The 26,120-nt window shown below is 41.0% G+C and carries 25 protein-coding genes; 18 read left to right on the top strand and 7 right to left on the bottom strand.

Features of this window, described 5'->3' with window-relative positions; translation table 11 throughout:
* Positions 1 to 13 precede the first annotated feature (13 nt).
* Both PASHI_RS02775 and PASHI_RS02770 read right to left on the bottom strand, forming a co-directional pair.
* Entirely contained in the window at positions 14 to 727 is a 714-nt protein-coding gene (locus tag PASHI_RS02775; RefSeq protein WP_062564505.1) for a YebC/PmpR family DNA-binding transcriptional regulator, read from the bottom strand.
* A gap of 74 nt (positions 728 to 801) precedes the next feature.
* Positions 802 to 2,544 carry an ABCB family ABC transporter ATP-binding protein/permease gene (locus tag PASHI_RS02770; RefSeq protein WP_062564588.1) on the bottom strand — a complete coding sequence of 581 codons (1,743 nt, stop codon included), beginning with the start codon at positions 2,542 to 2,544 and terminating at the stop codon, positions 802 to 804.
* Between the two features lie 211 nt (positions 2,545 to 2,755).
* On the opposite strand from PASHI_RS02770, the gene PASHI_RS02765 reads away from it, so the two are divergent.
* The 9 genes from PASHI_RS02765 (at position 2,756) to PASHI_RS02725 (ending at position 11,457) form a co-directional block, all read left to right on the top strand.
* Positions 2,756 to 3,802 (top strand): NAD(P)-dependent alcohol dehydrogenase, encoded by a 1,047-nt coding sequence (locus tag PASHI_RS02765; protein WP_062564504.1) that lies wholly within the window; start codon positions 2,756 to 2,758, stop codon positions 3,800 to 3,802.
* A 197-nt stretch (positions 3,803 to 3,999) separates the two neighbouring features.
* Positions 4,000 to 4,371 (top strand): hypothetical protein, encoded by a 372-nt coding sequence (locus PASHI_RS02760; RefSeq protein WP_156426447.1) that lies wholly within the window; start codon positions 4,000 to 4,002, stop codon positions 4,369 to 4,371.
* Between the two features lie 74 nt (positions 4,372 to 4,445).
* Positions 4,446 to 6,257, top strand: a complete 1,812-nt coding sequence (gene secD, locus PASHI_RS02755; protein WP_062564502.1) for a protein translocase subunit SecD — start codon at positions 4,446 to 4,448, stop codon at positions 6,255 to 6,257.
* On the top strand, positions 6,254 to 7,174 hold the full coding sequence (gene secF / locus PASHI_RS02750; protein ID WP_062564501.1) for a protein translocase subunit SecF: 921 nt from the start codon (positions 6,254 to 6,256) through the stop codon (positions 7,172 to 7,174). The genes secD and secF overlap by 4 nt, the downstream gene beginning before the upstream one ends.
* Before the next feature lie 76 nt (positions 7,175 to 7,250).
* The gene (locus PASHI_RS02745) at positions 7,251 to 7,727 is read left to right on the top strand and encodes a transcription elongation factor GreAB (protein WP_062564500.1); all 477 of its coding nucleotides are present in this window, start codon (positions 7,251 to 7,253) and stop codon (positions 7,725 to 7,727) included.
* Between the two features lie 240 nt (positions 7,728 to 7,967).
* Positions 7,968 to 9,362: a RimK family protein gene (locus PASHI_RS02740; RefSeq protein ID WP_062564499.1), complete on the top strand. Its 1,395-nt coding sequence runs from the start codon at positions 7,968 to 7,970 to the stop codon at positions 9,360 to 9,362.
* Complete coding sequence (locus PASHI_RS02735; RefSeq protein WP_062564498.1) at positions 9,362 to 10,465, top strand: GNAT family N-acetyltransferase/peptidase C39 family protein; 1,104 nt, start codon at positions 9,362 to 9,364, stop codon at positions 10,463 to 10,465. Before PASHI_RS02740 ends, PASHI_RS02735 begins: the two co-directional genes overlap by 1 nt.
* A 30-nt stretch (positions 10,466 to 10,495) precedes the next feature.
* The gene (locus PASHI_RS02730) at positions 10,496 to 10,990 is read left to right on the top strand and encodes an MgtC/SapB family protein (protein WP_054551426.1); all 495 of its coding nucleotides are present in this window, start codon (positions 10,496 to 10,498) and stop codon (positions 10,988 to 10,990) included.
* The gene (locus PASHI_RS02725; RefSeq protein ID WP_244269370.1) at positions 10,987 to 11,457 is read left to right on the top strand and encodes a GNAT family N-acetyltransferase; all 471 of its coding nucleotides are present in this window, start codon (positions 10,987 to 10,989) and stop codon (positions 11,455 to 11,457) included. The genes PASHI_RS02730 and PASHI_RS02725 overlap by 4 nt, the downstream gene beginning before the upstream one ends.
* Positions 11,458 to 11,467: 10 nt before the next feature.
* On the opposite strand, the gene PASHI_RS02720 is transcribed toward PASHI_RS02725, so the two are convergent.
* Together PASHI_RS02720 and PASHI_RS02715 are read right to left on the bottom strand one after the other, a co-directional pair.
* Positions 11,468 to 12,679: a GAF domain-containing sensor histidine kinase gene (locus PASHI_RS02720; RefSeq protein WP_156426446.1), complete on the bottom strand. Its 1,212-nt coding sequence runs from the start codon at positions 12,677 to 12,679 to the stop codon at positions 11,468 to 11,470.
* A gap of 105 nt (positions 12,680 to 12,784) precedes the next feature.
* Positions 12,785 to 13,795, bottom strand: a complete 1,011-nt coding sequence (locus PASHI_RS02715) for a GlxA family transcriptional regulator (protein ID WP_062564495.1) — start codon at positions 13,793 to 13,795, stop codon at positions 12,785 to 12,787.
* A gap of 127 nt (positions 13,796 to 13,922) precedes the next feature.
* Between PASHI_RS02715 and PASHI_RS02710 the strand changes: the two genes are divergently transcribed.
* Positions 13,923 to 15,821: a beta-ketoacyl synthase gene (locus PASHI_RS02710; RefSeq protein WP_062564494.1), complete on the top strand. Its 1,899-nt coding sequence runs from the start codon at positions 13,923 to 13,925 to the stop codon at positions 15,819 to 15,821.
* A gap of 101 nt (positions 15,822 to 15,922) precedes the next feature.
* Positions 15,923 to 16,999, top strand: coding sequence for an energy transducer TonB (locus PASHI_RS02705; protein WP_062564493.1), 1,077 nt, complete (start codon positions 15,923 to 15,925; stop codon positions 16,997 to 16,999).
* Between the two features lie 4 nt (positions 17,000 to 17,003).
* Here the strand turns inward: PASHI_RS02705 and PASHI_RS02700 are convergent, their stop codons facing one another.
* Complete coding sequence (locus PASHI_RS02700) at positions 17,004 to 17,420, bottom strand: MgtC/SapB family protein (protein WP_054561617.1); 417 nt, start codon at positions 17,418 to 17,420, stop codon at positions 17,004 to 17,006.
* Positions 17,421 to 17,647: 227 nt separating this feature from the next.
* On the opposite strand from PASHI_RS02700, the gene PASHI_RS02695 reads away from it, so the two are divergent.
* From PASHI_RS02695 to PASHI_RS02685, 3 genes are all read left to right on the top strand, one after another.
* On the top strand, positions 17,648 to 19,141 hold the full coding sequence (locus PASHI_RS02695) for a BCCT family transporter (protein WP_244269369.1): 1,494 nt from the start codon (positions 17,648 to 17,650) through the stop codon (positions 19,139 to 19,141).
* Between the two features lie 75 nt (positions 19,142 to 19,216).
* Positions 19,217 to 19,561: a hypothetical protein gene (locus PASHI_RS02690; protein WP_054561615.1), complete on the top strand. Its 345-nt coding sequence runs from the start codon at positions 19,217 to 19,219 to the stop codon at positions 19,559 to 19,561.
* A complete protein-coding gene (locus PASHI_RS02685) occupies positions 19,551 to 19,859 on the top strand; it encodes a hypothetical protein (protein WP_062564491.1) in 309 nt (102 codons plus the stop codon). Before PASHI_RS02690 ends, PASHI_RS02685 begins: the two co-directional genes overlap by 11 nt.
* Before the next feature lie 14 nt (positions 19,860 to 19,873).
* Here the strand turns inward: PASHI_RS02685 and fghA are convergent, their stop codons facing one another.
* Entirely contained in the window at positions 19,874 to 20,710 is an 837-nt protein-coding gene (gene fghA, locus PASHI_RS02680) for an S-formylglutathione hydrolase (RefSeq protein ID WP_062564490.1), read from the bottom strand.
* Positions 20,711 to 20,765: 55 nt separating this feature from the next.
* On the bottom strand, positions 20,766 to 21,887 hold the full coding sequence (locus PASHI_RS02675) for an S-(hydroxymethyl)glutathione dehydrogenase/class III alcohol dehydrogenase (protein ID WP_054561612.1): 1,122 nt from the start codon (positions 21,885 to 21,887) through the stop codon (positions 20,766 to 20,768).
* A 110-nt stretch (positions 21,888 to 21,997) separates the two neighbouring features.
* On the opposite strand from PASHI_RS02675, the gene PASHI_RS02670 reads away from it, so the two are divergent.
* The 4 genes from PASHI_RS02670 to PASHI_RS02655 all read left to right on the top strand — a co-directional run bounded on the left by PASHI_RS02670 (position 21,998) and on the right by PASHI_RS02655 (position 26,111).
* Positions 21,998 to 22,879: a LysR family transcriptional regulator gene (locus PASHI_RS02670; RefSeq protein ID WP_082710856.1), complete on the top strand. Its 882-nt coding sequence runs from the start codon at positions 21,998 to 22,000 to the stop codon at positions 22,877 to 22,879.
* 89 nt (positions 22,880 to 22,968) lie between these two features.
* Complete coding sequence (locus PASHI_RS02665; RefSeq protein ID WP_062564488.1) at positions 22,969 to 24,186, top strand: lipoprotein-releasing ABC transporter permease subunit; 1,218 nt, start codon at positions 22,969 to 22,971, stop codon at positions 24,184 to 24,186.
* The gene (gene lolD / locus PASHI_RS02660) at positions 24,179 to 24,877 is read left to right on the top strand and encodes a lipoprotein-releasing ABC transporter ATP-binding protein LolD (protein WP_054551414.1); all 699 of its coding nucleotides are present in this window, start codon (positions 24,179 to 24,181) and stop codon (positions 24,875 to 24,877) included. The genes PASHI_RS02665 and lolD overlap by 8 nt, the downstream gene beginning before the upstream one ends.
* Positions 24,867 to 26,111, top strand: coding sequence for a lipoprotein-releasing ABC transporter permease subunit (locus PASHI_RS02655; RefSeq protein ID WP_062564487.1), 1,245 nt, complete (start codon positions 24,867 to 24,869; stop codon positions 26,109 to 26,111). The genes lolD and PASHI_RS02655 overlap by 11 nt, the downstream gene beginning before the upstream one ends.
* Positions 26,112 to 26,120 lie beyond the last annotated feature (9 nt).

Below are 26,120 nucleotides of genomic sequence, written 5' to 3'. Positions count from 1 at the left end.
TTGGCCTTTTTAATTAAAACTGTGCGTTGTGGTAAACGTTTTGTACGTCGTCACAGTCTTCTAGCATGGCTAAAAAGCGCTCCATGACTTCAACGTCTTCACCTTCAATGGGTGCTTCTACTTGCGGCACAAAAGCAATTAGATCTTCGAGGAAATCAGTAATTCCCATTTCTTCAAGTGCTGTACGGGTATTGTTGTACTCAGTATGTGGAGCGAATACAGTCACTTTACCGTCTTCAACTTCTACATCTGTTACATCAACATCAGCCATCATTAGTGCTTCTAAAACTGCCTCGTCATCATCACCATCAAATACAAAAATAGCGAGGTGATCAAATAAGTGTGATACTGAGTTTTGCGCACCAATTTTTGCATTCGCTTTTGTAAAACAAACACGTACGTCAGCAAAGGTACGTTTGTTGTTGTCGGTTAAACAGTCAACAATGATCATACAGTTACCCGGGCCGTAACCTTCATAGCGAGTTGCTACGTAATCTTCGCCGCCACCGCCTTTGGCTTTATCGATTGCACGCTCAATTACATGCGTAGGTACTTGGTCTTTTTTAGCACGCTCAATTAAGCGACGAAGCGCTAAGTTGCCATCGGGATCAACACCACCATTCTTAGCGCAGATATAAATTTCTTTTCCGTACTTTGAATAAACTTTGGTTTTTGCACCCGCAGTTTTTGCCATTGAGTCTTTTTTGTTTTGATAAGCTCTGCCCATCTGCGTGTTGCCTTTTTGTTATAGATAAAAATAAAGCGGTTATTCTAATCATTTAACCTACTAGTTAACAGTGTTTATTCATCGCTTTGCTGTAACTGCCACATTCGTGCGTATTCACCATTTGCTGCAAGCAATTGTTGGTGTTGACCTTGTTCAACAACCTGTCCTTGTTTCATAACAATAATTTTGTCAGCGTCAGTAACTGTTGATAAACGATGCGCAATGACTAAGCTGGTATGTCTTTGTGCGACTTCACGCATCGCGCTGAGAATGGCTTGTTCTGAATGCGAATCTAGCGCCGATGTTGCCTCATCAAATAATAAAATGGGTGAACCTTTTAAAATGGCTCTGGCAATTGCAATGCGTTGTTTTTCACCGCCTGATACTTTTAAACCGCGCTCACCAACAAGGGTTTTATCGCCTTTATCTAGGCTGGCAATAAATCCATCTAAATGGGCAAGGCTTATGGCTTTATCAATTTCATCTTCGCTTGCTGTTGGATTTCCGTAGGCGATGTTTTCGCGAATGCTGGTATTAAATAGCACGGTATCCTGCGGTACGATGGCAATTGCTTGGCGCAAACTTTCAAGTGTCACTGTGTTGATTGCTTGCTCATCGATATAAATATTACCTGCATCAACATCATAAAAACGGTAGAGCAGGCGGCTTAGAGTGCTTTTACCTGCGCCACTAGCACCCACAATCGCCACTTTGCTGCCAGAAGTAACCTCAAAGCTTAAGTTATTTAAAATTGGCCGTTGTTTGTCGTAACTAAACGACACATTTTCAAATCGAATAGCTGCTTTGGTTGCTTTTAATAGTTTTGCATCTTTGTCATCGCTAATGGCGGCTTTTCGATTTAACAACCCCAGCATATTTTCAAGGTCAGTCAGCGCACGGCGTATCTCACGATAAACAAAACCTAAAAAGTTAAGTGGTAAAAATAACTGGATCATATAAGCATTGATCATCACAAGCTCACCTATTGTCAGCTCTTTATTGACCACTGAGCTGGCACCTAGCCACATTAGTGCAGTAATAGCCGCGGCAATAATAAGTGCTTGCCCTGAATTAAGGGCTAGTAACGATAAACGATTTTTAAGCCTCGCTTGTTCCCACTTAGCTAAAAAGCCGTCGTAGGTGCTCGCTTCATAGTGTTCATTGTTGAAGTACTTAACGGTTTCGTAATTTAGTAAGCTGTCGATTGCACGGGTGTTTGAGTTGTTATCGGCAGCATTTGCTTCACGAATAAATCGGTTACGCCACTGAGTTACAATCACAGTAAAAGCAATGTAACTAGCAACCGCAATCAATGTGACCAGTGCAAACCAAGGTGAAAACAAGGTTGCAAAAATAATCGCTACTGTGATTATTTCAAATAGGGTTGGCACAATATTAAACATTAAAAAGCGCATTAAAAAACTAAGGCCATTTGTACCACGTTCTATATCGCGACTGATACCACCTGTTTGCCTATCAAGGTGAAAGGCAAGCTCTAAACTGTGCAAGTGCTTAAATACTTTTAAGCCGATATGGCGCATTGCGTGCTCTGTAACACGGCCAAATAATGCATCGCGTACTTCACCAAAAAATACACTGGCAAAGCGCAGCAAACCATAGGCGATCAGCAAGGCAATAGGAACGCTTAATAGCGGGTTGATACTCGCATCAACCGCGTCAATTATTTCTTTTAGTGCCCAAGGCATCAGCAATGTGGCGCCTTTTGCAGCAATAAGCGCGAAGACGGCTAAAATAACCCGGCCTTTAAAGGTCATTAAATAGGGCCAGAGTGTTTTTATGCTTTGTGATAGGTTCATTGCATCAGGCGATCTAGTCACCTGTTCTTTGCGGCTCATTCCACGCATGGGGGTCTCTTAAAAATCAATTTGATAAAAATAGGCAAAAGCTTTCGTGTTTTAGGCAAGTGTAATTTGTTAATTTACCTCTATACTGAATGCATTATACACAAGCGCATTAGCAAATTAGTTAAATGCATGAGTAAAACACGAAGAAAACTAAGGAGTAAGCATGAAAACCGTCGGTTATGCAGCACATGATTCTGAAAAACCACTAGAGCCGTATCATTTTGAACGCCGTGCACTTCGTGATGAAGATGTATCAATTGAAATTCTATATTGTGGCGTGTGCCATTCAGACTTACACACCGCAGAAAACGACTGGGGCTGGACTCAGTACCCAGTCGTACCCGGCCATGAAATCGTTGGTCGCGTCCTTGAAGTAGGCAGCGGCGTTACTAAATATAAAGTGGGCGATAATGTTGCTGTGGGTTGTATGGTTGATAGCTGTTTAAGCTGTGACCAATGTCATCACGGTGAAGAGCAGTTTTGTCGCGAAGGTATGGTAGGGACTTACTCAGGACAAGATCGCATTAGCGGTGAACTCACTCAAGGTGGCTATTCAAAACACATTGTGGTGCGTGAAGAATTTGTACTGAACGTGCCTGAAGGCTTAGACCTTGCTAAATGTGCACCAATTTTATGTGCGGGTATCACAACGTATTCGCCATTACGTACGTGGAATGTGGGCCCTGGTAGCCGTGTTGGTGTGATTGGTTTAGGTGGTTTAGGCCACATGGCAATTAAAATCGCAGCTGCAATGGGTGCACATGTTACGGCGATTAGCCGTAGTGATAAGAAAAAACAGCAGGTTTTATCTTATGGCGCAAAAGATTTATTGGTATCGAGTGATGAAGATGCCATGCAAGCGCATGCAAATCAATTTGATGTGATCATTAATACTATTCCGGTAAAACACGACTTTACGCCGTATATTCCGCTTTTAGATATTGATGGTACGCAAGTATTGGTTGGTCAAGTAGGTGAACTTGAAGAGACTAACTCAGTGCCATTATTAATGGGGCGTCGCCGTGTTGCAGGCTCATTGATTGGCGGTATTGCACAAACTCAAGAAATCCTCGATTTCTGTGCGTTACATAATATTTTACCTGAAGTTGAAATGATCAAAATGGACCAAATTAATGACGCTTTTGATAAGTTAAAGCAAGGTGATATGGCCTCACGCTTTGTTATCGACATGTCATCATTAGAAGTTTAACAAAGTTAAATTACTAAGCGGGCCTAATTAGGCCCGCTTTATTTTAGGTACTTTTATTTAAGTAATACCTTGTGTTTTATTTTTTTACCCTCATTATATCCACGGTATCTACTTAATTTATTGGTCATTTCTTGTTACGGTTTTTCTCAGTCATTATCTTGCTATTTACTGTGTTCTTTAGTGCACAGAGCATGGCTATGCCTGACACTCACTCACACTTTGCTGCGACTAAATTGTTCCAAGTCGAGCTGACTAAAACCCCAGTTATTTCTCAAACTCATACAGTTGAACATCCTAAACCGGTAGAACCATCGGGGTTTGATACCCTAGTGCCGCGTTTAACTGCCAGTAATTCATCATTGTTTCTTTATCATAGTCAGGTTGACCCTGATTACGAGCTATTAATAGAATTCTTTGCTGAAGATTGGGGTAAAGAGCACTTTTTAGCGCCGCCAGGTGCTGTGCGTGTGATCCCATGGTTTGCGTTAGCCACTCAACGTAAATCCCGCATTAGTGGCTGGAAAGACGCCAACCTCTTGTACAAAGCGAATACCACCTACCATAGCTAAACGACTTCCTTCGTTGCTTTTTATTTTTTGGAATTAAATTTTTACCGGCAGACGATGCCGGAAGGAAGTCATGTATGTCACATAAATCAAAGCCGGCGCTATGGCGTCGTCTAAAAATGAGTTATGTCGCTATGATAGCGGCGTGTATTTTATTAGCGGTTAGCGCACTACCTAACCTTTACCCTAACAAATCTTGGTTGCACATTAGCTTGCCAGATCAAACTGTGACGCTGCAAAGTGTGACAACGTCACTAAATCAACATGGTTTTGAAGTGACTGAAGCCAATGATAATCAAGCACAACTGGCTATTTTATTAAGCGAGCCAACCCAAAGTGCCAATGCGTTGAGTTTTATAAAAACGCAATACCCACAGCTAGAGGCTAAAATTGTTGAGCATGCGACAAGCCCACAATGGCTTCAGCAGCTGGGTCTTTCACCGATTAAATTGGGGCTCGACTTAAATGGTGGGGTGTTATTTGTGCTTGATGTTGACCTAGATAAAGCAATGCAAGAGCACTTAAACAGTGTGTATCAACAAACTAAATTGACGCTTCGTAAAGACAAAATTCGTGGGATCCGGGCAAGTGAAGTAAAAGAAGGGGTTGAACTACAAATTTTACCAAGTGGCGAGGAGCAACTTGCAGGACTCGTCTCAACGTTACAAGGTCAATTCAAAGGCCTGATGCAAACTAAATCAACAACCAATAACCTAACCACAGTATTACTGCATTTTAATGAGCAAAGCCAAAGTGAATTCAATAAACAAGTTATGGCGCAAAGCTTAACAACCCTGCGTGGTCGCATTGAAGAGCTTGGTATCACAGAAGCGGTAACGCAAAGACAAGGTAAGCAGCGCATTCGCATTGAGTTACCTGGTGTGCAGGACCCATCAGAAGCGAAACGTATTATTGGTGCAACTGCGACCCTCGATTTTTATCAGGTCGTCGAAGTAGGTGGTAAAGCGTTTAATGTACAAGGCGGTGGCGTTGTTAATTTAAATCCGATGGCGATTTTTTCAGGTGATCACATTAATAATGCCAGTGTTGGCAAAGATGAATGGGGCAAGCCTTTAGTTCAGCTCAGTTTAGATTCGCAAGGTGGCGATGCCATGTCTACTTTTTCGAAGCACAACATAGGTAAGCCAATGGCCACGGTGTATTCGGAATATTCACGGGATGCAAATGGCGACGTTGTAAAAAAAAGCGAAGTGATCAATGTGGCAAACATTGCCCAGCATTTAAGTTCTCGTTTTAGCATTACTAATATGAAAAGCCCTCAAGCAGCCTACGATTTAGCGCTTTTACTACGTGCAGGGTCGCTCACAGCGCCAGTGACAATCGTTCAAGAGCAAACCATAGGCCCAAGCTTAGGCAGTGAAAACATTGAGCACGGTTTAGCTGCGTTAATGCTGGGTATCGGTATTACCCTTGCGTTTATGGCGCTTTGGTATCGTCGTTTAGGATTGATTGCAAATATTGCTTTACTCCTTAATTTAACGGCTTTAGTCGGTTTAATGTCGTTATTGCCGGGTGTTGTGCTGACCTTACCGGGTATTGCAGGGCTTGTTCTGACGATAGGGATGGCTGTTGATACCAATGTGATTATCTTTGAGCGAATAAAAGAAGAGAAACGCAAAGGCAGGCCTACATATCAAGCGATTGAACAAGGCTATAACCAAGCATTTACGACCATTTTTGATGCCAATGTGACTACGATGATCACGGCAATTATTTTATACGCCATTGGTTATGGGCCGGTGAAAGGCTTTGCAATCACCTTAGCGCTTGGGCTATTAACCAGCGTTTTTACTGGCGTTTATATTTCAAAAGCGCTTAGCCAAACACTCTACATTAAACTAACTAATTTGACGGGGGCTAAAGCATGAGTTGGTCAACATTAACTGCGGCGAGTAAAGCACGCGTTTTAGGGCTAGTGCTAAGCTGTGTTTTAGTCATCGCGAGCCTAGGTGTTTTATCTGTAAAAGGACTAAATTTTGGCCTTGATTTTACAGGTGGCTACATCAGTGAAATTAACACAACGTCAGTCACGACAATTGCTGATTTAAAGGCAAAGTTAAGCCCCGAGGTTGCAAGCAAATTAACCATCACTAAAGCAGGTGAATATCACTTTGTTTTAAGAGAAGCGCCAGAGGCTAGCAAAGCCAGTACTTGGCAAGCAGAGCTGAATGAGCAAGGGGTAGACTATAGCGTATTATCTAGCTCATTTTTAGGCTCACAAGTGGGTGATGAGCTTTTTGAACAAGGTTGTTTAGCTTTATTTGCGGCGCTGATTGCCATTATGGTTTATCTTGCAGTGCGCTTTGAATGGCGACTCGCGGTAGGCTCAGTGGTTGCACTGTTGCATGATTTAATCTTAGTGCTTGGTTTGTTTTCCTTGATAGGGCTTGAGTTTAATTTAACCGTGCTGGCGAGTTTACTGGCTATTATTGGCTATTCATTAAATGACTCAATTATTGTTGGCGACAGAGTCAGAGAGCTTTTACGTATTCAGCCAGACAATCAACGCATTAACACCCATGTTGTGATTAACGATGCAATTGGTTCTACCTTAACACGTACGTTGATCACCTCAGGCACAACACTTGCGACCATTGCCTGTATTTGGTTGCTTGCTGGTGCTGCATTAACGGGCTTTGCCATTGCGTTATTTGCAGGCATTGTGGTGGGAACCTTCTCATCGATTTGTATCGCCGCTACCTTGCCACAGCTATTGGGGTTAAGTTCAGAAAATTACACCCAAACACTGGATGATAAAACCAAAGCCTATATGGATATGCCGTAAGTCAGTTTTATAACTTACTTTCATCAGCCGCTATTTTTCCATAGAATAGCGGCTTTTCTGTTTTAACTGCTTTGATATGAATAAAACACACGTAATTGAACATTTACGCTTTGCGCTAGAGGCACAACTGCAAAACGCCAAAGCAGCGGCAAAAGCGGCTCATGACGCTGCAACTCACGAAGAAAGTGTCGCTGAAACTCAATACGATACCTTGGGTTTAGAGGCTGCATACTTAGCGCAAGGGCAAGCTGAGCGAGTTAATGAGTGCTACCGTGACATACAAGCATTCAATACAGTGTTTAAAGAAAGCGAGTTTAATAAGGTTCGTGAAGGTGCATTAGTGTGTCTTATCGATGAGCAAGATAACGCAAAGTGGTTTTTTATGGGCCCAAGTGCTGGTGGCCTAATGGTCACCGTAAAAGAGCAACCGATTTATGTTGTAACCCGAGAAGCACCGTTAGGTAAGCAATTGATTGGAAAGAGCCTTGATGATGAAGTTGAACTCTCTATTGCTGGCAATAAACAGTTGTACAGCATAGATCAGTTAATTTAATTAATGGTATTTTTAATCAGTAAATTTAATCTTCAAGTAAAAAATATCTCGTTGGTCACAAAGCAAAAAAACCTCTATAAATCACATCAAGCTTAATGCTTATACCAATACGCTAAATTACACAATTATTGTGTATTGGTATTTCAAGCACCCATCTAGTTAAGTGAAGTTTAGCCTCATGCGTTCACTTAATTGGTTGGGTGTTTTTCATTTTATCTATGGCTTAATTTAGGAAAAGTCGTGTTTAAAACCTTGATTGTGGTTGATAACAATGAGCAACGTATTGCTCAAAATTTCGAAAATGTCATTACCTTTGACACCTACTTACGTGATTACCCAAAACATAATGAGCCAAAAACACGCATTTTAAACTTGTGTGATACAGGGCAGTATTTAAGTAAAGGTTATTATTGTTCTTTGCTTGCTGAAGCAAGAAAGCACCAGGTATTACCAAGTGTAAAAACAATTAATGCGCTACGTAGCGATGAGCACAGCACGCGTCATAAAGAGCTTGCTGGTGGCACTGTATTTTTTGGTCACACAGATAAAGAACAGCAAAGTAAAGCAACCAAAGCGTTATTCTCGCAATATCCTGCGCCTATTTTGGTGTGTGATGAGCAAGGTGTTGTGAAGCAAGGCACGATTGCATCATTAGATGACACTGGCTTTACAGAGTTTGTAAAACAACTCAGCAGCTTTACAGAGTCAGTATGGCGCATTCACGATAAAAAACGTCGTTACCGTTGGGATATGGCTATATTGGTTGATCACCAAGAAAAAGTGCCGCCAAGTGATAAAGATGCCATTGCTAAATTTATAAAAGCAGCCGCTAAGCACGGTATTTATGCTCAAGCACTGACATTTGATGAAATTACCAATATTGCACAATTTGATGCATTGTTTATTCGTCAAACCACAGCCATCGACCATCCAACCTATCGTTTAGCGAGTAAAGCGCAAAGCTTAGGGTTAGTGGTCATTGATGATGCTGAGTCGATACTGCGCTGTTGTAATAAAGTGTATTTGCACGATGCCTTTAATTATCAAAAAGTGCCAAGTTTAAAAACTCACGTTGTGGCTGATACAAGTGAAGAGACAATTGAAAGTTTAGAAGCAAACTTCAGCTACCCACTGGTATTAAAAATGCCAGAAGGTTCTTTCTCAAAAGGTGTATTTAAAGTTGCTGATCGTGATGAGTTAGTTGCTAAGTTAACTGAGCTGTTTGAGTTCAGTGCACTTGTGCTTGCGCAAGAGTACATGTACACAGAATATGACTGGCGTGTCGGGGTGTTAAATGGCCGTGCAATTTATGCGTGTCGTTATTTAATGGCCCGAAATCACTGGCAAATTTATAACCATGATGCAAAACGTTTCTTCTCAGGTGGTTTTGAGACCTTGCCAACCTTTGAACTACCTAAAGTGGTACTTGATGCGGCATTAAAAGCCTGTAAAACAGTGGGTAAAGGTTTGTATGGTGTTGATGTTAAAGAGCATCAAGGTAAAGCATACGTGTTAGAAGTGAATGACAACCCAAGTATCGACCATAAAGTCGAAGATGCCTATTTAGGTGATGAGCTTTATATGATCATTATGGATGAGTTTAAACAACGCCTAGAAGCACGAGGCCGCGGTTAATGAACGCATCTGTTTGTCAAATCCGCTTTGCACAGGCCACGGATTTGACGGCTCTTGTCGCCATTGAAGAGCAAAGCTTTAGCCAAGATAGATTAAGTAGCCGTAGTTTAAAACGCTGGATCAGCGCAAGCCACGGCTTATTGATGGTGGCTGAGGTAGATAATCAACTAGTTGGTTATGGTTTAGTGTGGTGTCACAAAGGGACGCGGCTTGCTCGGTTATATTCACTGGCGGTTTTGCAATCGCAGCAAGGCAAAGGGATTGCTTCACAGTTACTTCTTGAGCTTGAAAATGAAACGGCTAAACGGGGCCGTTTATACATGCGTTTAGAAGTTGCGGTAAACAACCAATCAGCAATTCGCTTATATGAAAAACTGGGTTATCAGGTGTTTGGTCATTACAGTGATTATTATGATGACCATAGTGATGCCCATCGAATGCAAAAAAACATTCGTCGTAATATCGAATTTAATGCTGATAAACACACGCCTTGGTACCAGCAAACTACCGAATTTACCTGTGGCCCAGCGGCGTTATTAATGGCTATGTCATCCTTGAATGATAGCGCAATGAGCCAACTGAAAGAGTTGGATATATGGCGTGAAGCGACGACTATCTTCATGACTTCAGGGCATGGTGGTTGTCATCCTCTAGGGTTAGCACTTGCTGCAATGAAACGTGGTTTTAAAGCCGATGTTGTTTTAAATACCCGTGATACTTTGTTTATTGACGGGGTAAGAAGCGAAAAGAAAAAAGCCATTTTGCATACCGTACACAATCAGTTTGTGGCTGAATCAATAACTGCAAAACTGCCTGTGAGGTATCAAGAGTTAACCTTGGCTACCATTGAAGATTGGCTTGCTGAGGGTAAAGCGGTAGTGTTATTGATCAGCACTTATCGATTTGATGGTAAAAAGTCACCCCATTGGGTGTGTGTAACGCATATTGATGAGCATTGCTTGTATGTGCATGACCCGTTTTGTGAAAACGAAAAAGAATTGGCGATTGATTGTCAGCATGTACCAATAGCCAAAGCCGATTTTAGCAAAATGGCTAGTTTTGGCTCATCACGGCTCAGTACAGCGATGGCCTTTTATTTATAACTTTGATTGTTAGTTTGATTTGGAAGTGCAGTGACACTGAGTAGTTTATTTGATATTGCCCCTTATTCTTGGTCAGCAATAGGTAGCGCCGCATTTTGCGGCGCAATTATTGGTATGGAACGCCAATTACGCGGTAAACCTGTTGGTATTCGTACGTCAGCGCTCATTGTGTTGGGTACTTATTTGTTTCTATCAACAGCGTTTATGTTGCATGGCGAAGATATTGATCATTCACGTGTAGTTGGCCAGATCATTACTGGTATCGGCTTTTTGGGTGCAGGGGTAATGCTTGCAAAAGATGGCGCGGTTGTTGGCGTAACATCCGCTGCTACAATTTGGGTGTTAGCTTCAATTGGTGTTGTCATTGCTACTGATAATTTACTCGCTGCGATAAAGCTATCAGTACTGGTGGTGGGTATTTTATATGGCGTAGATGTACTTGAAGCTAAGTTTAAGAGCTTAGGGCGCGGTGTACATGCCCGTGTAAAACGCTATTCAAAGTTGTATTATCGAAAAGAAAAGTGAAATTAGATATCAGATTAGAGGGATTAATGGAGCCTTGTTACACGGTAAAGCCAGCTAGTTTAGAAGAGCTGTTGCTTGTCGATAGTCAAATCCCTGAGTTTGATGGCCGAAATACCCTTAGTAAATTACAAGCACAGTGTGCAGATATTGAGTACCTAGCTTTAGTGGCTTATATCGATAATGAGCCTGTGGCCTACAAACTGGGTTATGCGTTAGATTCAAACACTTTCTATAGCTGGCTTGGTGCGGTTGCGCCAGAATGTAGAGGGAAGGGCATTGCGCAGGCTTTATTAAACGCGCAAGAAGCATGGGTTAAAGCCCACAGCTATCGAGCTATAAAAGTTAAGTCGATGAACCGTTTTCCTGCAATGCTGAGTCTGCTTATCAAAAATGACTATGCAATAGTGGGTTATGAAGACAGAGGCTGCCCACAGACTAGTAAGATTTTATTTACGAAAGACATTTAAACTTATTAGCTTACTTAGGTAAGCTAATTAAAAAGTGGGCGCCTACATCACTTTCTTGTACGCAAATATCGCCTTGCAGTTGTTGGCTAACTATTTTCTTCGCTATGCTGAGGCCAAGCCCTATACCTGATTGGTTGTTTTTACCTTTATAAAATGGGGTGAAAATTGAGCTTAATTCAGTGCTACTGATACCGGTGCCGTTATCGGTGTAGTGAATTTTTAACACCTCATCAAAATCAAAAATATCAATCTCTATTAGAGGGTCTGCAATATTGTTGAATGCATGCTCAATTGAGTTTTGCAATAAAATGAACAGCACTTGCTTGAGTAAGTCTATATCAACTTCAAATTGGTTATGAGGGTTTTGATAATTAATATCTAATTTGATACCGCGATGTTTTATTTGCTCTTCTAAGTGCTTATACAATGACTCAGAGAGTTGCTCTAACGTCATGATTGTTTTGCTTGATTGCGACTTGGTATAAAGCAAATCTTGTAAAATACGTACCTTATAAGCACATGAAGTTAAGTTTCTGTCTAGTAGTTCATTGGTATTTATCAATGTCTCTAAAGTATTTTGCAGTGCTTGTTGGCTAAGTCGTTTTTTTATAAGTCTGGTTTGTGTTTCTTTGACAGCAAGTTGTGTAACATCTACTGCGGTAATACAGTTACCGAGTGGTGTGTTGAGCTCGTGGGCTATCCCTCTAATTAAAGTGGCTAGTTCAGCAAACTGTTGCTGCTCAAACGCTTGTTTTTGCTGATGCAATAATTTCAGTTGGGTTTCGAAGCTTTGCTTAATGGTTTCGAGTAGCTTTATCACGGGCTCGTTGTATTCATGGGGTTTGCTATCAAGGATACAAATTGTGCCAAATGGGGTGGTGTCTCCTGCACATATTGGTAAACCTAAATAAGAAATCATATTAAGCTTGATATCTGGGTTTTCTTTCCAGTCCTCATCAATAAGTGCGTTTGGTATGTTCAGTAAGTTCTGCGTTTTTACGACATGCTCACAATAAAGGCCTGAATCTTCTAACTCTTCACTGTCACCAATTTCATAAGGATTATCTTGGTTATTGTTTTTTGAAAACACACTAATAATATTGTTTTCTACTTTCATTACTAAGGCGACGGGCACATCAGCAAAAAGGGCTAAAACTTCGAGGGTTTTATTCCAACTTTGCACTAATTCATCATAATCAAGCTGATACATTTTTAGACTCAAACAAATACCTATACAACTAACTAAAAGCTTAGTAATAATTTTTAATTCAGCAACTTAAATATGATTAATCTGACATTTGCTTAGAACAATTCTGGCATTTTAGCTTTATCCAAATAGTTTTCGTCTAACGACTGTGCGATATTCACTAGGTGTTTGTGAAAGCACTTTCTTGAATACCCGTGTTAAGTGACCTTGGTCGTTATAACCAACTTCCAGTGCAACCTCTTGAATAGACAAATTTGAAGACGCTAATAACTCTTTTGCAGTTTGTACCCGCAACTGTTGCCAATACTCCACAGGAGTTTGGCTGGTGGCTTGGCGAAAACGGCGTGTAAAGGTGCGGTAGCTTAAACTAAATTGTGCTGCAATTTCTTGCAGAGTCAGTTCAGAGGTTAAATTGTTTTTTAGCCAAAATTGAATTTGTGCGATGAGTTCATCAGGGTGTTTATCGACGGCACCCTCAAGGTAGCGCTGATCTTCATAGGGCTTACGAATTTCATGGGAGAAATTACGCTCAACATGTTGCGCCGCTTCTCGTCCGTAATATTGACTAATAATATGCACAATAACATCGGCAAGGGCATTTAAACTCGCAACTGTATACATGCGCTCAGACTGTGTGATGAAAAAGTCAGGCTTAAGCTGCACTTTAGGGTAGTCACGTTTAAATTGCTCTGCGTAATGCCAGTGAGTGGTAGCAGGGTGGCCATCCAATAAGCCTGCTTCTGCAACTAAACAATTACCAGTGCCTACACCAATGATATGACTGCCTTGTTGCCAAGATTCACCGAGCCAGTTCACCAAACTTTGCTGTTTGCTCACCACAGGACGCGGGTTTCGCCAAATCCCAGGCACAATAATCAAGTCACTAACAGGCGCTGTGACGGTTTCGCAATCGGGCATAATTGAAAGCCCAGTACGATTAGGGATCGCTTTTAGACTACTTGCTACTAAATTGATGTTTAGAGGTTTAAATTCGTTCTGCTGACGATGGCTTTTTGCAAAGGCCTCACCAGCTCTGAGCATTTCGATAGGCAGGGTTAAACTGGTTATTAGTAAATGGGGATAAACCAAAATACTAATTTCAATGGCTTTTACTTGTTGAAGTTTCGTCACTCAAATTGCTCCGACCAGTTGTTTTTGGCCTATTACGCATGTTATTTGGCTATTTAAGCATAAAGCGTGTTAATTAATCCATTTAAACTTGGCTTAATTCTCATAACACGTTTTCTCAAGGTTTTTTATGACAGCATTACCCGTTATTGTTGGTATGGGTGGTATTAATGCCGCTGGCCGAACTTCTTTTCATCAAGGTTATCGTCGTATCGTGTTAGACAGCTTGGACGCTAAAGCCCGTCAGGAGACATTTTTAGGCTTAGCGACATTAATGAACTTAGTCACTCTTACTGAAGGTGTACTTAAAGATGCCCAAGGCAATACCATTGCCGAATCAGACATCGAAGCTAAGTTCGGTGATCAAATATTAGCTGGCACACTTATTCGTAAAATTGAAAAAAATCATTTCGATGTGGATGCGACTCCATGGCAGCAAAAAATGACGTTAACAGCGTCAGATGAACAGCAGATTGTTTTTGAAACGCGCCGCCGTGATTTACCAACTCCAGTACCAAGTGCTTGGCAGGTTGAAGAATTAACTGATAAAAAAGTGAAAGTCACAATTAGTGCTGATCTTGCTATTAAACATGACAGTACGCGCGATAATCCAATTAAAGCGGCCGGTCAATTACCAACAGGTTTTGAACCTTCGGCTATGTATAACAGCCGTTATCAACCAAGAGGCCTGCAAGCGACTATCTTTGCCGCAACCGATGCGATTCGTTCGACAGGTCTGCCATGGCAGCAGGTAATGAATAGCGTTGAGCCTGATCAAATTGGCACTTACTCAGCTTCTGTGGCTGGTCAAGTTGATGATGAAGGATTTGGTGGACTTATTCGTGCGCGTCAGCAGGGCGACCGTGTGAGTACAAAACAGCTTGCACTTGGCTTAAACACTATGTCTACTGACTTTATCAATGCTTATGTAACAGGCAATGTGGGTACAACCTTTACTACATCAGGTGCATGTGCAACGTTTTTATATAACCTACGTGCTGCAGTAAACGATATTCAAGCGGGTCGTACGCGTGTAGCCATAGTGGCGTCTGTTGAGTGTGCAATTACACCCGAAATCGTTGAAGGTTTTGGCAATATGAGCGCACTTGCAAATGAAGAAGGCCTAAAGCGCCTTGATAATACAGATGTGGTTGATCATCGCCGTACCAGCCGTCCATTTGGTGAAAACTGTGGCTTTACAATTGGTGAAGGCGCACAAGTTGCTATATTAATGGATGATGCATTGGCATTAGAGTTAGGTGCTGATGTGTTAGGCAGCGTTGCAGATGTGTTCGTCAATGCCGATGGTATTAAAAAATCAATTACAGCCCCGGGCCCAGGTAACTACATTACGATGGCCAAATCTGTTGCACTAGCAAACAGTATTGTTGGCCAAGAGGCGGTACAAAAGCGTAGCTTTATTTTGGCGCATGGCTCAAGTACACCACAAAACCGCGTAACAGAATCACTGATCTATCATAAAGTGGCAGAAACATTTGCAATTGATAATTGGAAGGTTGCTGCGCCTAAAGCGTATGTTGGCCATACCATTGCTCCAGCTAGTGGTGACCAATTAGCTATGGCATTAGGTGTGTTTAGTCACAACATTATGCCGGGTATTACGACAATCGATAAAGTGGCAGATGATGTGTATAGCGAGCATTTAGACATTCGTACTGAACACTATCAATGTGATGCAATGGATATTGCCTTCATTAACTCAAAAGGCTTTGGTGGTAATAACGCAACTGCAACTGTGTTATCACCGGCAATTACATTAAAGATGCTTGCAAAGCGTCATGGTGATGAGGTTATGGCGCAATATCAAGACCGTCATACTCAAGTAGCCAAAGCGCAAGCTGACTATCAACAACACGCTGATTTAGGTCATTATGAGCTAATTTATCGTTTTGGTGATGGCTTAATTGATGAAAATGGTATTGAAATTAGTGAAGATTCAATGACAATCCCAGGTTTTGATAAAAAAGTTTTATTGTCAAAACCAAACCCTTACCAGGATATGTTTTAAGATCAAGGCATGTTTAAGCACATTCTTGACAGCAAGGCGCTTTTAAAGCGCCTTTTTTAGTGCTATAAATGTTCCTATCTAAGGGATTTGGAGCCATTATCATGATTAAATTCACTAAACTCGCAGCACTTTGTTCACTTATCGCATTACCAACACACGCTTTAGCACGAGACGTCAATGACTTAGGTGTTGATGTTCAAGCTGCTACCTCTGCCTATATTGTTAAAAATTCAAACAAACGTTACCCAGGTAGTTATAACGGCTCTCGTCTAGAAGGCTGGGCATTAATGTCTTATGTGGTTGATACACAAGGTAAGGCAAAAGACATTGAAGTGATTATGGCATCTGATACTCGGGGTAGTGAAGAAAATGCAGAGAAATACTTAACCAATTTAGAGTTTGCACCTGCCACAAAAGAAGGCAAAACAGTTGAAGGGGGTTACCTGTTTTCATTTGAAGTAGGTAAGTATTTTAATGGTTACTCAAATGACAAAGCGAGCCGTGGTTTTATTAATGAATACGATGAAATCAATAAAATGCTGCAAGTAAAAGAGTTTAAAAAAGCTGAGCAAGCATTGGCTGAGTTATACAAAGATCATACTAAAAACACCTCTGAACAGGCATTATTTGCATGGTTGAAAAGCCAATATTATTATCATCAACAGCAATGGTTTGGCTTTGATGAGCAGTTGTCTGTAGCCTATTTACTGCGAGCTAAATTACCAACAGATATACAATATTTAGTCGCTAAAAGTGCTCTACAATGGTACAGCTTCAAGGGCGATTTTAATCTTGCTTACAATGCTATTTATGCGTTAGATAATATCGAGGGTAAACAGTTTTCAGAAGAAAACAAACTTGCCACTATCAAGCAAATTGATGACCTATTGGCGCGAACACCGCAGATTAATTCACAAATCAATGTTTCAAAAGATAAGCTGTCATATTTATCTTTATCTCGCGGTTCAATCAAAATTGAAGGCGCGAGCGATGTTTCTAAATTACAGATCCGCTGTGCCGATCAAGTCATTGACCTTGAAGCAAGTGAATCGGTTAACTATGTCATTGATGAGCAAAGCAGACGTTGCGGTTTATTAGTGAAATCTGCAAGCCCTGCTGAGATTAAAGTTAAACAAACTGGCTATGCCATAGTTAACTCAAAATATGACGCTAGTTAATTGTTTACTTTAAGCGCTTAACATATCTTAGCGTTACGAAATTAATCAACGCCATTAAAAAGGCGATTTCGTAACGACTAAATGCCACAGCAATGCCAATAAGTCCCATGTTCCAAATACTGGCTGCTGTGGCTGTTCCATAGGTAGAGTTTTTGTTCTTCAAAATGGCACCACCGCCAATAAAACCAATACCCGTGATAATCCCTTCGAGTACTTTTGATTCTGCCTCTGAACTTGTTAAAACAGACATGCCAACTAATGCATAACCACATGATGCAACAGCGACTAATGGAAATGTTCGTAGACCTGCACCATTACTGGTTTTTTCTCGATCAAAAGCCATTGGAAGGGCAAGTAAATAGGCAATACCTAGATGAATTAAATTATCGAGAATTTCATACCAATCAATATTAAAGTCCATGCTTTGTTCCTTGCTATAAAGATTATGATAGCTTTGCAATATCAATACCCGATCAACAAATTAAATAAAATGAGGAAACTAGGGACATGTAGCCGGGTTTTTAAAAGTAGGGCTTGCTATAATTTGCGATTTTTACGCAGTGCTATGTCATTTTTTCAGCCTTTTGGCTGTTTGAATTTCAGCCATGCTAACAGTATGCTAAACACGCTGACAAAATAGGCTTCACATTGAAACATTCCATCTCCTCTCTTGAAAAAACCGCGCTTGCACTGTGTATGTTTGGTGCACTGATTGCTGTGATTTTGCCTGATGTTATCACTGAGCAAGTTCAGCCGTTTGTACAAATGCTGTTAAAATGGACTGGTAGTAGCTTTTTCTTATTGGTGAATTTTTTATTGTTTGCCATCATTATTTTAGCCATTAGCCCACTCGGTAGCCGTAAAGTCGGTGGTGAGCAGGCTGTTGTTGAGTATTCAAACTTTGGCTGGTTTGCCATGTTGTTTGCAGCAGGAATGGGCTCTGGCTTGGTTTTTTGGGGCGTAGCAGAGCCTGCGTTACATTCTCTCGACCCACCACTTAAACAAAGCTTATACCCAGATAGACTAGCCAGTAGCCTCGCTTTAACCCTAGTGAATTGGGGCGCCCATGCTTGGGCACTTTATGCAGTATTTGCGCTAGTGCTTGGGGGATTAACGCAATACAGTGGGAAGTCAGGAGATATTTGTGCCCCTGTTTTAACGGCGCTTGGTAATCGCATTGATAAGTCTGCAAAATTTACTGTGTCGTTTATTGTAAAGTTAATTGCGGTAATCGCTATTTTTTTTGGTGTCGTCGGCACCATAGCTAATTCCACTTTACTGATCAGTAAAGGTGTTGAAATAGAGTTGGGGGTTACTTCAACATTACTGGTGGGTTCATTAATCGTTTGTTTGTTAGCAGTTATTTATTCGCTGTCGGTTAAATTTGGATTACGACGCGGGGTACAGTCACTAAGTATATTTAACGTACTTCTAGCATTTAGTCTGCTTTTTTGGTTGCTATTAGTGGTGCCAATTGAGCCTATTATAAAGATTGCTTTAGATGGAACCGGCTACTATTTACAGTTACTAGCGACCGGCACTTGGCAATTTGATAGCCAATTAAAAACGCCTGACTGGGCCGCTCATTGGACATATAACTATTACTTTTGGTGGTTAGCGTGGGGGCCATTTGTTGGTGTGTTCCTAGCCAAAATTAGCCAGGGACGTAAAGTTTGGCAATTTATTTTGGCGGTTGTGTGTATTCCAACTTTAGTGACTATTATTTGGTTTGCGACCTTTTCGGGGGCAGCAATTGAGTGGGATAGACTTAACCAAGCGGGCATTTTAGTTGCTATAAAACAAGATTACAGCCAAGGCTTATTTGTATTTTTTAATCAACTAGACTGGCAAGGAACTGTGTTTATTTGGTTAAGCTTATTACTACTGTTGATATTTGTTGCCACATCCGCTGACTCTGCGATTTTAGTCATAAGAGAGCTGGTTGACTCTGAGCAAAGTAACCGAGTGACACTCTACGCATGGTGTTTAGCATTATTCATATGTAGCTTTGCATTATTGCTGCTACAAGATGAGCCATTAAATCGTAGCGTTGCAATTTTAGGCGCTTTACCTTTCTTGTTAATATTCCTATTGCAGTTAGTTGGGTTTCTAAAAGAGTTTATTCGCGATATTTGCGATTAATCTACAGTTTTTTACAGTTAAATTACGCGTTTGTTATTATGCTTAGAAAATAAGCTTAAGTGTATTGGAGGACCGATGCTTAAATCTTTGTACGTAATACTATCAGTTAGTTTACTCAGTGGCTGTACTGCAGTTGGCTTAGTTGCAGATGGAATTGGCGGGCGCACGAGTCAAGCACAGCCGGCAAGCGCTTATGCAGATAAAAAAGATAATGACCGAGTTAACTATGGCATGACCATGACGATGCTAGGTTATGAAATCGACAAAGCGATTATTGAAGGCCTAGAGAGCGGTAGTAAAGACAAAGACGTTGAGCTTAAATGTCGTCAAATTAGTCGCGCAGTAAAAGAATGTGTTGAGGTTAAAGCTGAGCCAAAAAAAAGACCTACATTAATGGATAGTTTTAACAATGAAGATTAGCTTTTCAAAACTTGTTATTTGCTTAATTAGCTACCAATTAGTGGGGTGTACAGTGGCGGGGTCAATAGTCGATGGCTATGCAAAAAACTCACAACCAACAAATCTTGCAACTACAAATGCAAATCAAACTAACAGTACTGTAACCGATGCTGAAGGCTTTTCATTCGCAAAGTTAGGCTTTGAAATTGATAGCGCTGTTATTGGTTTACTCAAACCAAAAGAACAACAACCGCAATTAATTTGCAGGCAAATTACACGCAGTATTAAAGAGTGTGAGGAAGTTAAGCCCTCACACTAAAAATTAAGTATTAATCACAGATACTTTTGATGAAACAACAGGTGTTCGTCAATAAAGCTGCTGATAAAGAAGTAACTATGATCATAACCCGCGTGCATGTTGATCTCAGCTGGGTAATCTTTTTCGTTTACGACAGCAAATAAGTTCTCAGTTTTGAGTTGCTCAGTTAAGAAGTTATCGGCCTCACCTTGATCAATACGCATCGGTAAATAATCATCAGCGGCAGCTTTTTTCATCAATTCACAGCTGTCGTATTCAAGCCAACTTGCTTTATCACTACCTAGGTAATTACTAAACGCTTTTTCACCCCAAGGGCAATTAATCGGGTTCACAATCGGGCTAAAAGCACTGGCACTGACGTATTGTTTAGGGTTTTTAAGTGCAATCATCAATGCACCGTGACCACCCATAGAATGACCAGCAATGGCTTTTTTGGTCGTCACAGGGAAGTGCGCTTCGATAAGTGCAGGTAACTCAGAAACCACATAGTCGTACATGTTGTAGTGCACATTGTAAGGCGCTTGAATCGCATTGACATAAAAACCAGCACCTTGACCAAAATCGTAATTTTCATCGTCAGGCACATTTTCACCGCGCGGGCTAGTATCTGGAGCGACAATCGCAATACCTAGTTCAGCCGCTTTTTTAAATGCTCCGGCTTTTTGCATAAAGTTTTCATCTGTACAGGTTAAACCTGACAACCAATACATCACTGGCACTTTATTCGTTTCGCTGGCACCTGGCGGTAAAAAAATCGCAAAGCGCATAGCACAATGTGTGCTGCTAGCTTGGTGGGTATATTGTTTATGCCAGCCACCGCTGACTTTTGTTGAGCTTATGTTTTCTAGCATAACCAAATCCTTGAAACAAAGGCGCTAGGAGTTAACCTAACGCCAAATTAAAAGATTAATAATGAATAACTGAGCGGATGCTCTTACCTTCGTGCATTAAGTCGAAAGCTTCATTGATATCTTCAAGTTTCATGGTGTGTGTGATGAAATCGTTTAAGGCAAACTCACCATTCATATAGCGCTCAACAATCTCTGGTAACTCAGAGCGACCTTTAACGCCACCAAATGCACTACCGCGCCATACACGACCTGTTACTAGTTGGAATGGACGAGTAGAGATCTCTTGGCCTGCACCTGCAACACCAATGATTACTGATTCACCCCAACCTTTGTGACAACACTCAAGAGCAGAGCGCATTACATTAACGTTACCGATACATTCAAATGAGAAATCAACACCGCCGTCAGTCATTTCAACAATGACTTCTTGGATTGGTTTGTCGAAGTCATTTGGGTTGATTAAATCAGTTGCACCTAGTTTAGTAGCAAGATCAAACTTACTGGTGTTGATATCAACACCAATAATACGGCCAGCGCCCGCCATTTTTGCACCGATAATCGCCGATAAACCGATACCACCTAAGCCAAAAATAGCCACTGTATCGCCTTTTTGAACTTTTGCTGTTTTAGTAACAGCACCCATGCCGGTTGTTACACCACAACCAAGTAAACAAATTTCTTCAAGAGGCGCTTCTTTGCTTACTTTAGCAAGTGAAATCTCTGGTAATACAGTGTACTCAGAGAAGGTAGAGCAACCCATGTAGTGATAAATTGGTTGACCATCTTTATAGAAACGCGTTGTGCCGTCAGGCATTAAACCTTTACCTTGCGTTTCACGTACCGCAGAGCATAAATTTGTTTTGCCCGATTTACACATTTTACACTCACCACATTCAGCAGTGTAAAGAGGAATAACATGATCGCCTACTTCAACATGTGTTACACCTTCACCTACGGCTTCAACAATACCGCCACCTTCATGGCCAAGGATTGCTGGGAAAATACCTTCAGGGTCTTCACCAGATAAAGTAAATGCATCGGTATGACAAACACCTGTAGCAACAATCTTTACAAGCACTTCGCCTTTTTTAGGCATCATTACATCCACTTCTTCAATTGATAGTGGTTGATTTGGACCCCAAGCGATAGCCGCTTTTGATTTGATAAAATCAGTCATAACGTTCCCTTATAGTTGTTGGAAGTAAGTATTAAACTTAGTCTATTTTATTTGTTTCTCAATGAATGATAATCTTCGTTTTATTAAAACACTTTTACAGTATGGTAATAATGAATCGTTGGCACGGAATTGATGAGTTTTTAGCGGTAGCAGAAACAGGCAGTTTTACAAAAGCAAGTAAACTACTGGGTATGTCAGTGGCCCATGTAAGCCGGTATGTGAGTCAATTAGAAGAGCGATTAAACACACAATTGTTAACCCGAACAACCCGTAAAGTGGTGCTAACGCAAGAAGGGCAGGTGTTTGCGCATCAAACTAAACAATTACAGCATGCCATGGATGATGCCACGGCACTGCTTGCAGAGCAGCAACTGACACCAAAAGGTAGTATAAAACTAACAGCTCCTGTGATGTATGGTGAAAGTTTCATCATGCCTGCGGTACATTCGTTTATGCAAAAGCACCCAGATATTGAAGTGATCAGCCATTTAAGCAATGAGCAAGTCAATCTTCTAGAAGATGGGTATGATCTCGCTATTCGCCTTGGTCATTTAAAAGATTCATCTTTAAAAGCTCGGCGCATTAGTCAGCGCAGGCTTGTTATTTGTTGTAGCCCTGAATATATCAATAAATTCGGCCAACCACACAGTGTAAGTGAATTACATCAGCACAATTGCCTGATTGGTAATAACAGTTACTGGCGGGTAAAAGAGCAGGGTCAAGATAAGCACATCAAAGTGGCTGGACGTTTGGCCTGTAACAGTGGTTGGGCATTGGTTGACGCTGCTATCAAAGGGTTAGGCATCGTGCAATTACCAGATTACTATGTCAATGAACACTTAGCCGATGGCAGGTTGAGTGCTGTACTTTCGAATGTTGCACCGGCACCTGAAGGGGTATGGGGGGTGTATCCACCAAGGCAGTTTATCGCAACCAATGTAAAAGCATTACTTGACCATTTGGTTGCTACTGTTCAAGTATCAGATTTATAATTATTTTTTACAATTTCGCGCATCCCATGCTAGCTAAATCTATGCTAACATGAGCGCATATTTAGCCCTTGGAATACCCATAATTTATTATGTTTCAACCTGTTAGCCTTTTTATAGGGCTGAGATATAGTCGCTCCTCAAAGGGCAATGCCTTTATCTCATTTATTTCATTTTTCTCTATCGCGGGCATTGCTATTGGTTTAATGGCCTTGTTTACAGTCAGTTCAGTAATGAATGGCTTTGAAAATAACCTTAAAACCAACATGCTTGGTTTAATTCCCCATATTGAAGTATCAGCCGAAGATAACTCGAAAGAAACCATGCTGCAGTTAAAGCAGCAACTAGCAAACTCTCAAGATGTTAAACAAGTTAACCTATACCGCCATGGCGAAGCCATTTTACAAACTAACCAAGATTTGCACGGCGTATTGTTACAAGGCCTTTATGATGAAGGAAGCTCCATCTATAACGTAAAAGATAAAATTGTTGCCGGCAATTGGTCACAAGTAATGGACAGCAACTACCATATTGCAATTAGCCGCTATTTGAGCAGAAAATTGGGTATTTCGCTTGGGGATAAAGTACGGGTGATCATGCCTAATGCCAGTTCGTATACCCCACTTGGTCGAGTACCTAGTCAGCGCTTGTTTACCGTTGCTGCACTGTATGAAACACAGTCAGAAATTGATATGTCATTGGCATTTACCAGTGGCTATTCGTTAGGCAGAGTTTTAAAACTAGCAAAATCAGCAGCACCCAATTTGAGTGTATCGCTGTATGAACCATTTGCTGTTGAGCAAGTATTGCAATCTCAGTTAGCTATTTTAAACGATTACACAGTGACTGATTGGCGAGCTAGCCAAGGCACACTATTTGCCGCTGTGGCAATGGAAAAGCGCATTATGTCGATGTTACTTGGCTTAATCGTACTCGTTGCGGTGTTTAATATCGTGTCAGCATTAACCATGATGGTCAGTGAGAAGCAAAGTGAAGTCGCTATTTTACAAACACTGGGCTTAACTCCGTTACAAGTGCAGCATGTGTTTATGATCCAAGGCTTATATAACGGCCTTATCGGTACCAGTATTGGTGCGTTACTTGGTGTGCTATTAAGTAGCAACATTAATGAATTATTGAATATGTTAGGCATCAATTTACTAGCGGGCGTGAGTTTACCCGTTAAATTTGATGTTATGAGTTTGAGTTTTATTGCCGCAGGGAGTATTGCGATGAGCTTTTTAGCTACCTTGTATCCTGCCAGAAAAGCTGCAAAAGTGAATCCAGCAGAGGTATTACGTTATGAGTGATTTAGTTATCAATTGTCAGCAGCTAAATAAAGTCTATCAAGATGGCGATAACGAGGTTGCGGTATTAAAAGGGGTTGATTTAGCACTTAAACAAGGCGAAATGTTAGCTGTTGTAGGGAGCTCTGGCTCTGGTAAAAGTACCTTATTACACATATTAGGCACCTTAGATAACGAAAGCTCAGGCAAGGTTGAAATTAAAGGTCAGCAAGTTTCCAAATTAAACCGTAAACAACAAGCCAGTTTCAGAAATGAAAATTTAGGTTTTATTTATCAATTCCATCATCTATTAATGGAATTTACTGCCATCGAAAATGTTGCAATGCCATTATTAATTAAAGGCTTAAGCGCAAAAGCGGCAACCGAAAAAGCCCGTAACATGCTAGATAAAGTAGGGTTATCTCATCGCAGTGAACATAAACCTTCGGCGTTATCAGGTGGTGAGAGGCAGCGGGTTGCAATAGCACGTGCATTAGTAACCGAGCCTGCTTTGGTGCTTGCCGATGAACCAACCGGTAACTTAGATAAACAAAACGCAATTAAGATTTACGATTTAATTAAAGAATTAAATACTAGCTTAAAAACCAGTTTTGTTGTGGTAACCCATGATTTAGAACTTGCAGATAAACTAGGCAAAATTGCCTATTTAGATGATGGTAAGCTTGCAATTAAAGAGTCTCAGCATGTTGCTTAGTGCCTTTATTTCAAAACGCTTTCGTGCCCATAGTGGCCAAAAAGACGGACAAAACGGTTTTGTTAGTTTTATCGCTAAAGCATCGACAATCGGCATACTTTTAGGTGTCGCTGTGCTAATTGTTGCTTTATCAGTTATTAATGGTTTTGAGCAGCAGCTAGTACATCGGCTTTTATCGGTTGTACCTCAGGTTGAATATGTTGCCCCTAACAAACCAATCAATAATTGGCAGTCAAAAGTTACACTACTGCGCTCTCAAGCCGGTGTAACAGGTGCTGCGCCGTTTATTAGTGTCAACGGCATGGCGCAATATAAAAGTGAGTTAAAAGCAGTTGAAGTGCGTGGTGTAAGCCCTGAATTTGAAAACCAAGTGTCGGCGTTAAACCAATTTACAGAAGGGCGTTTAGTTAGCCAGCTACAACAAGAAGATGTGCTTTTAGGCCAACAAATTGTTAACCGATTGGGCCTTAAAATTGGCGACCCAGTTACCTTATTAATCCCACAGATAAACCAGCAAAGTAACACTTTATTGGCGCCAAAGCGTGTTAGCTTGAATCTTGCGGGTATTATAAAAATGGGTGGCCCAATTGATGAAACGGCGGCTTTCATTCGCCTTGATAAAGCGCAAAGTGTGTTGAGTTTTGAGCAAAACCAAGTAACCGGCTTACGATTACAAGTAGCTGATGTGTTCGCAGCCCATCAAACGGCGATGCGTGTGGGGCAAGTTATTCCTGATTATGTCTATGTCTCGAGTTGGTTTAGAACCCAGGGTAGCTTATATCAAGATATTCAAATGGTTCGCACTATTGTGTATATCGTGGTGTTTTTAATAATTGCGGTAGCGAGTTTTAATATTGTTTCGTCATTAGTGATGGAAGTACGTGAAAAACAGGCAAATATCGCAATTTTAAAAACCATGGGCGCACAAGATAGCACCATTTTAGCAACCTTCGTAATGCAAGGTTTTACACAAGCTTTAATTGGTGTGATCTTAGGCACAGTTATCGGTGTGATGCTTGCATTAAACATCAGTGAACTGTTCACTTGGGCAAGTAACTTATTTGGCGATAACCCGTTACAAGGGGTTTATTTTATAGAGTTTTTACCCAGTAAATTAGTTTGGCAAGATATCGTTATCACGGTGATTGTTACATTTGTTCTCGCTATTTTGGCTACCTTATATCCTGCGTGGCAAGCCACTAGGGTAGATCCGGCAAAAGTACTGGGTAATTAAGAAGAGTTT

The organism is Pseudoalteromonas shioyasakiensis (assembly GCF_001550135.1).
Classification (GTDB): Bacteria; Pseudomonadota; Gammaproteobacteria; order Enterobacterales; family Alteromonadaceae; genus Pseudoalteromonas; species Pseudoalteromonas shioyasakiensis.
Note: the sequence above shows the minus strand (reverse complement) of the source record. Positions and strands in the feature narration are given on the sequence as shown.

Coding starts and splice junctions, on each gene's coding strand:
- PASHI_RS02760 (WP_156426447.1), top strand. CDS start 4,000: ATGCCTGACACTCACTCACACTTTGCTGCGACTAAATTGTTCCAAGTC.
- PASHI_RS02670 (WP_082710856.1), top strand. CDS start 21,998: ATGAATCGTTGGCACGGAATTGATGAGTTTTTAGCGGTAGCAGAAACA.
- lolD (WP_054551414.1), top strand. CDS start 24,179: ATGAGTGATTTAGTTATCAATTGTCAGCAGCTAAATAAAGTCTATCAA.
- PASHI_RS02675 (WP_054561612.1), bottom strand. CDS start 21,887: ATGACTGATTTTATCAAATCAAAAGCGGCTATCGCTTGGGGTCCAAAT.
- PASHI_RS02775 (WP_062564505.1), bottom strand. CDS start 727: ATGGGCAGAGCTTATCAAAACAAAAAAGACTCAATGGCAAAAACTGCG.
- PASHI_RS02705 (WP_062564493.1), top strand. CDS start 15,923: ATGATTAAATTCACTAAACTCGCAGCACTTTGTTCACTTATCGCATTA.
- fghA (WP_062564490.1), bottom strand. CDS start 20,710: ATGCTAGAAAACATAAGCTCAACAAAAGTCAGCGGTGGCTGGCATAAA.
- PASHI_RS02690 (WP_054561615.1), top strand. CDS start 19,217: ATGCTTAAATCTTTGTACGTAATACTATCAGTTAGTTTACTCAGTGGC.
- PASHI_RS02700 (WP_054561617.1), bottom strand. CDS start 17,420: ATGGACTTTAATATTGATTGGTATGAAATTCTCGATAATTTAATTCAT.
- PASHI_RS02770 (WP_062564588.1), bottom strand. CDS start 2,544: ATGAACCTATCACAAAGCATAAAAACACTCTGGCCCTATTTAATGACC.
- secF (WP_062564501.1), top strand. CDS start 6,254: ATGAGTTGGTCAACATTAACTGCGGCGAGTAAAGCACGCGTTTTAGGG.
- PASHI_RS02655 (WP_062564487.1), top strand. CDS start 24,867: ATGTTGCTTAGTGCCTTTATTTCAAAACGCTTTCGTGCCCATAGTGGC.
- PASHI_RS02685 (WP_062564491.1), top strand. CDS start 19,551: ATGAAGATTAGCTTTTCAAAACTTGTTATTTGCTTAATTAGCTACCAA.
- PASHI_RS02710 (WP_062564494.1), top strand. CDS start 13,923: ATGACAGCATTACCCGTTATTGTTGGTATGGGTGGTATTAATGCCGCT.
- PASHI_RS02765 (WP_062564504.1), top strand. CDS start 2,756: ATGAAAACCGTCGGTTATGCAGCACATGATTCTGAAAAACCACTAGAG.
- PASHI_RS02745 (WP_062564500.1), top strand. CDS start 7,251: ATGAATAAAACACACGTAATTGAACATTTACGCTTTGCGCTAGAGGCA.
- secD (WP_062564502.1), top strand. CDS start 4,446: ATGTCACATAAATCAAAGCCGGCGCTATGGCGTCGTCTAAAAATGAGT.
- PASHI_RS02735 (WP_062564498.1), top strand. CDS start 9,362: ATGAACGCATCTGTTTGTCAAATCCGCTTTGCACAGGCCACGGATTTG.
- PASHI_RS02665 (WP_062564488.1), top strand. CDS start 22,969: ATGTTTCAACCTGTTAGCCTTTTTATAGGGCTGAGATATAGTCGCTCC.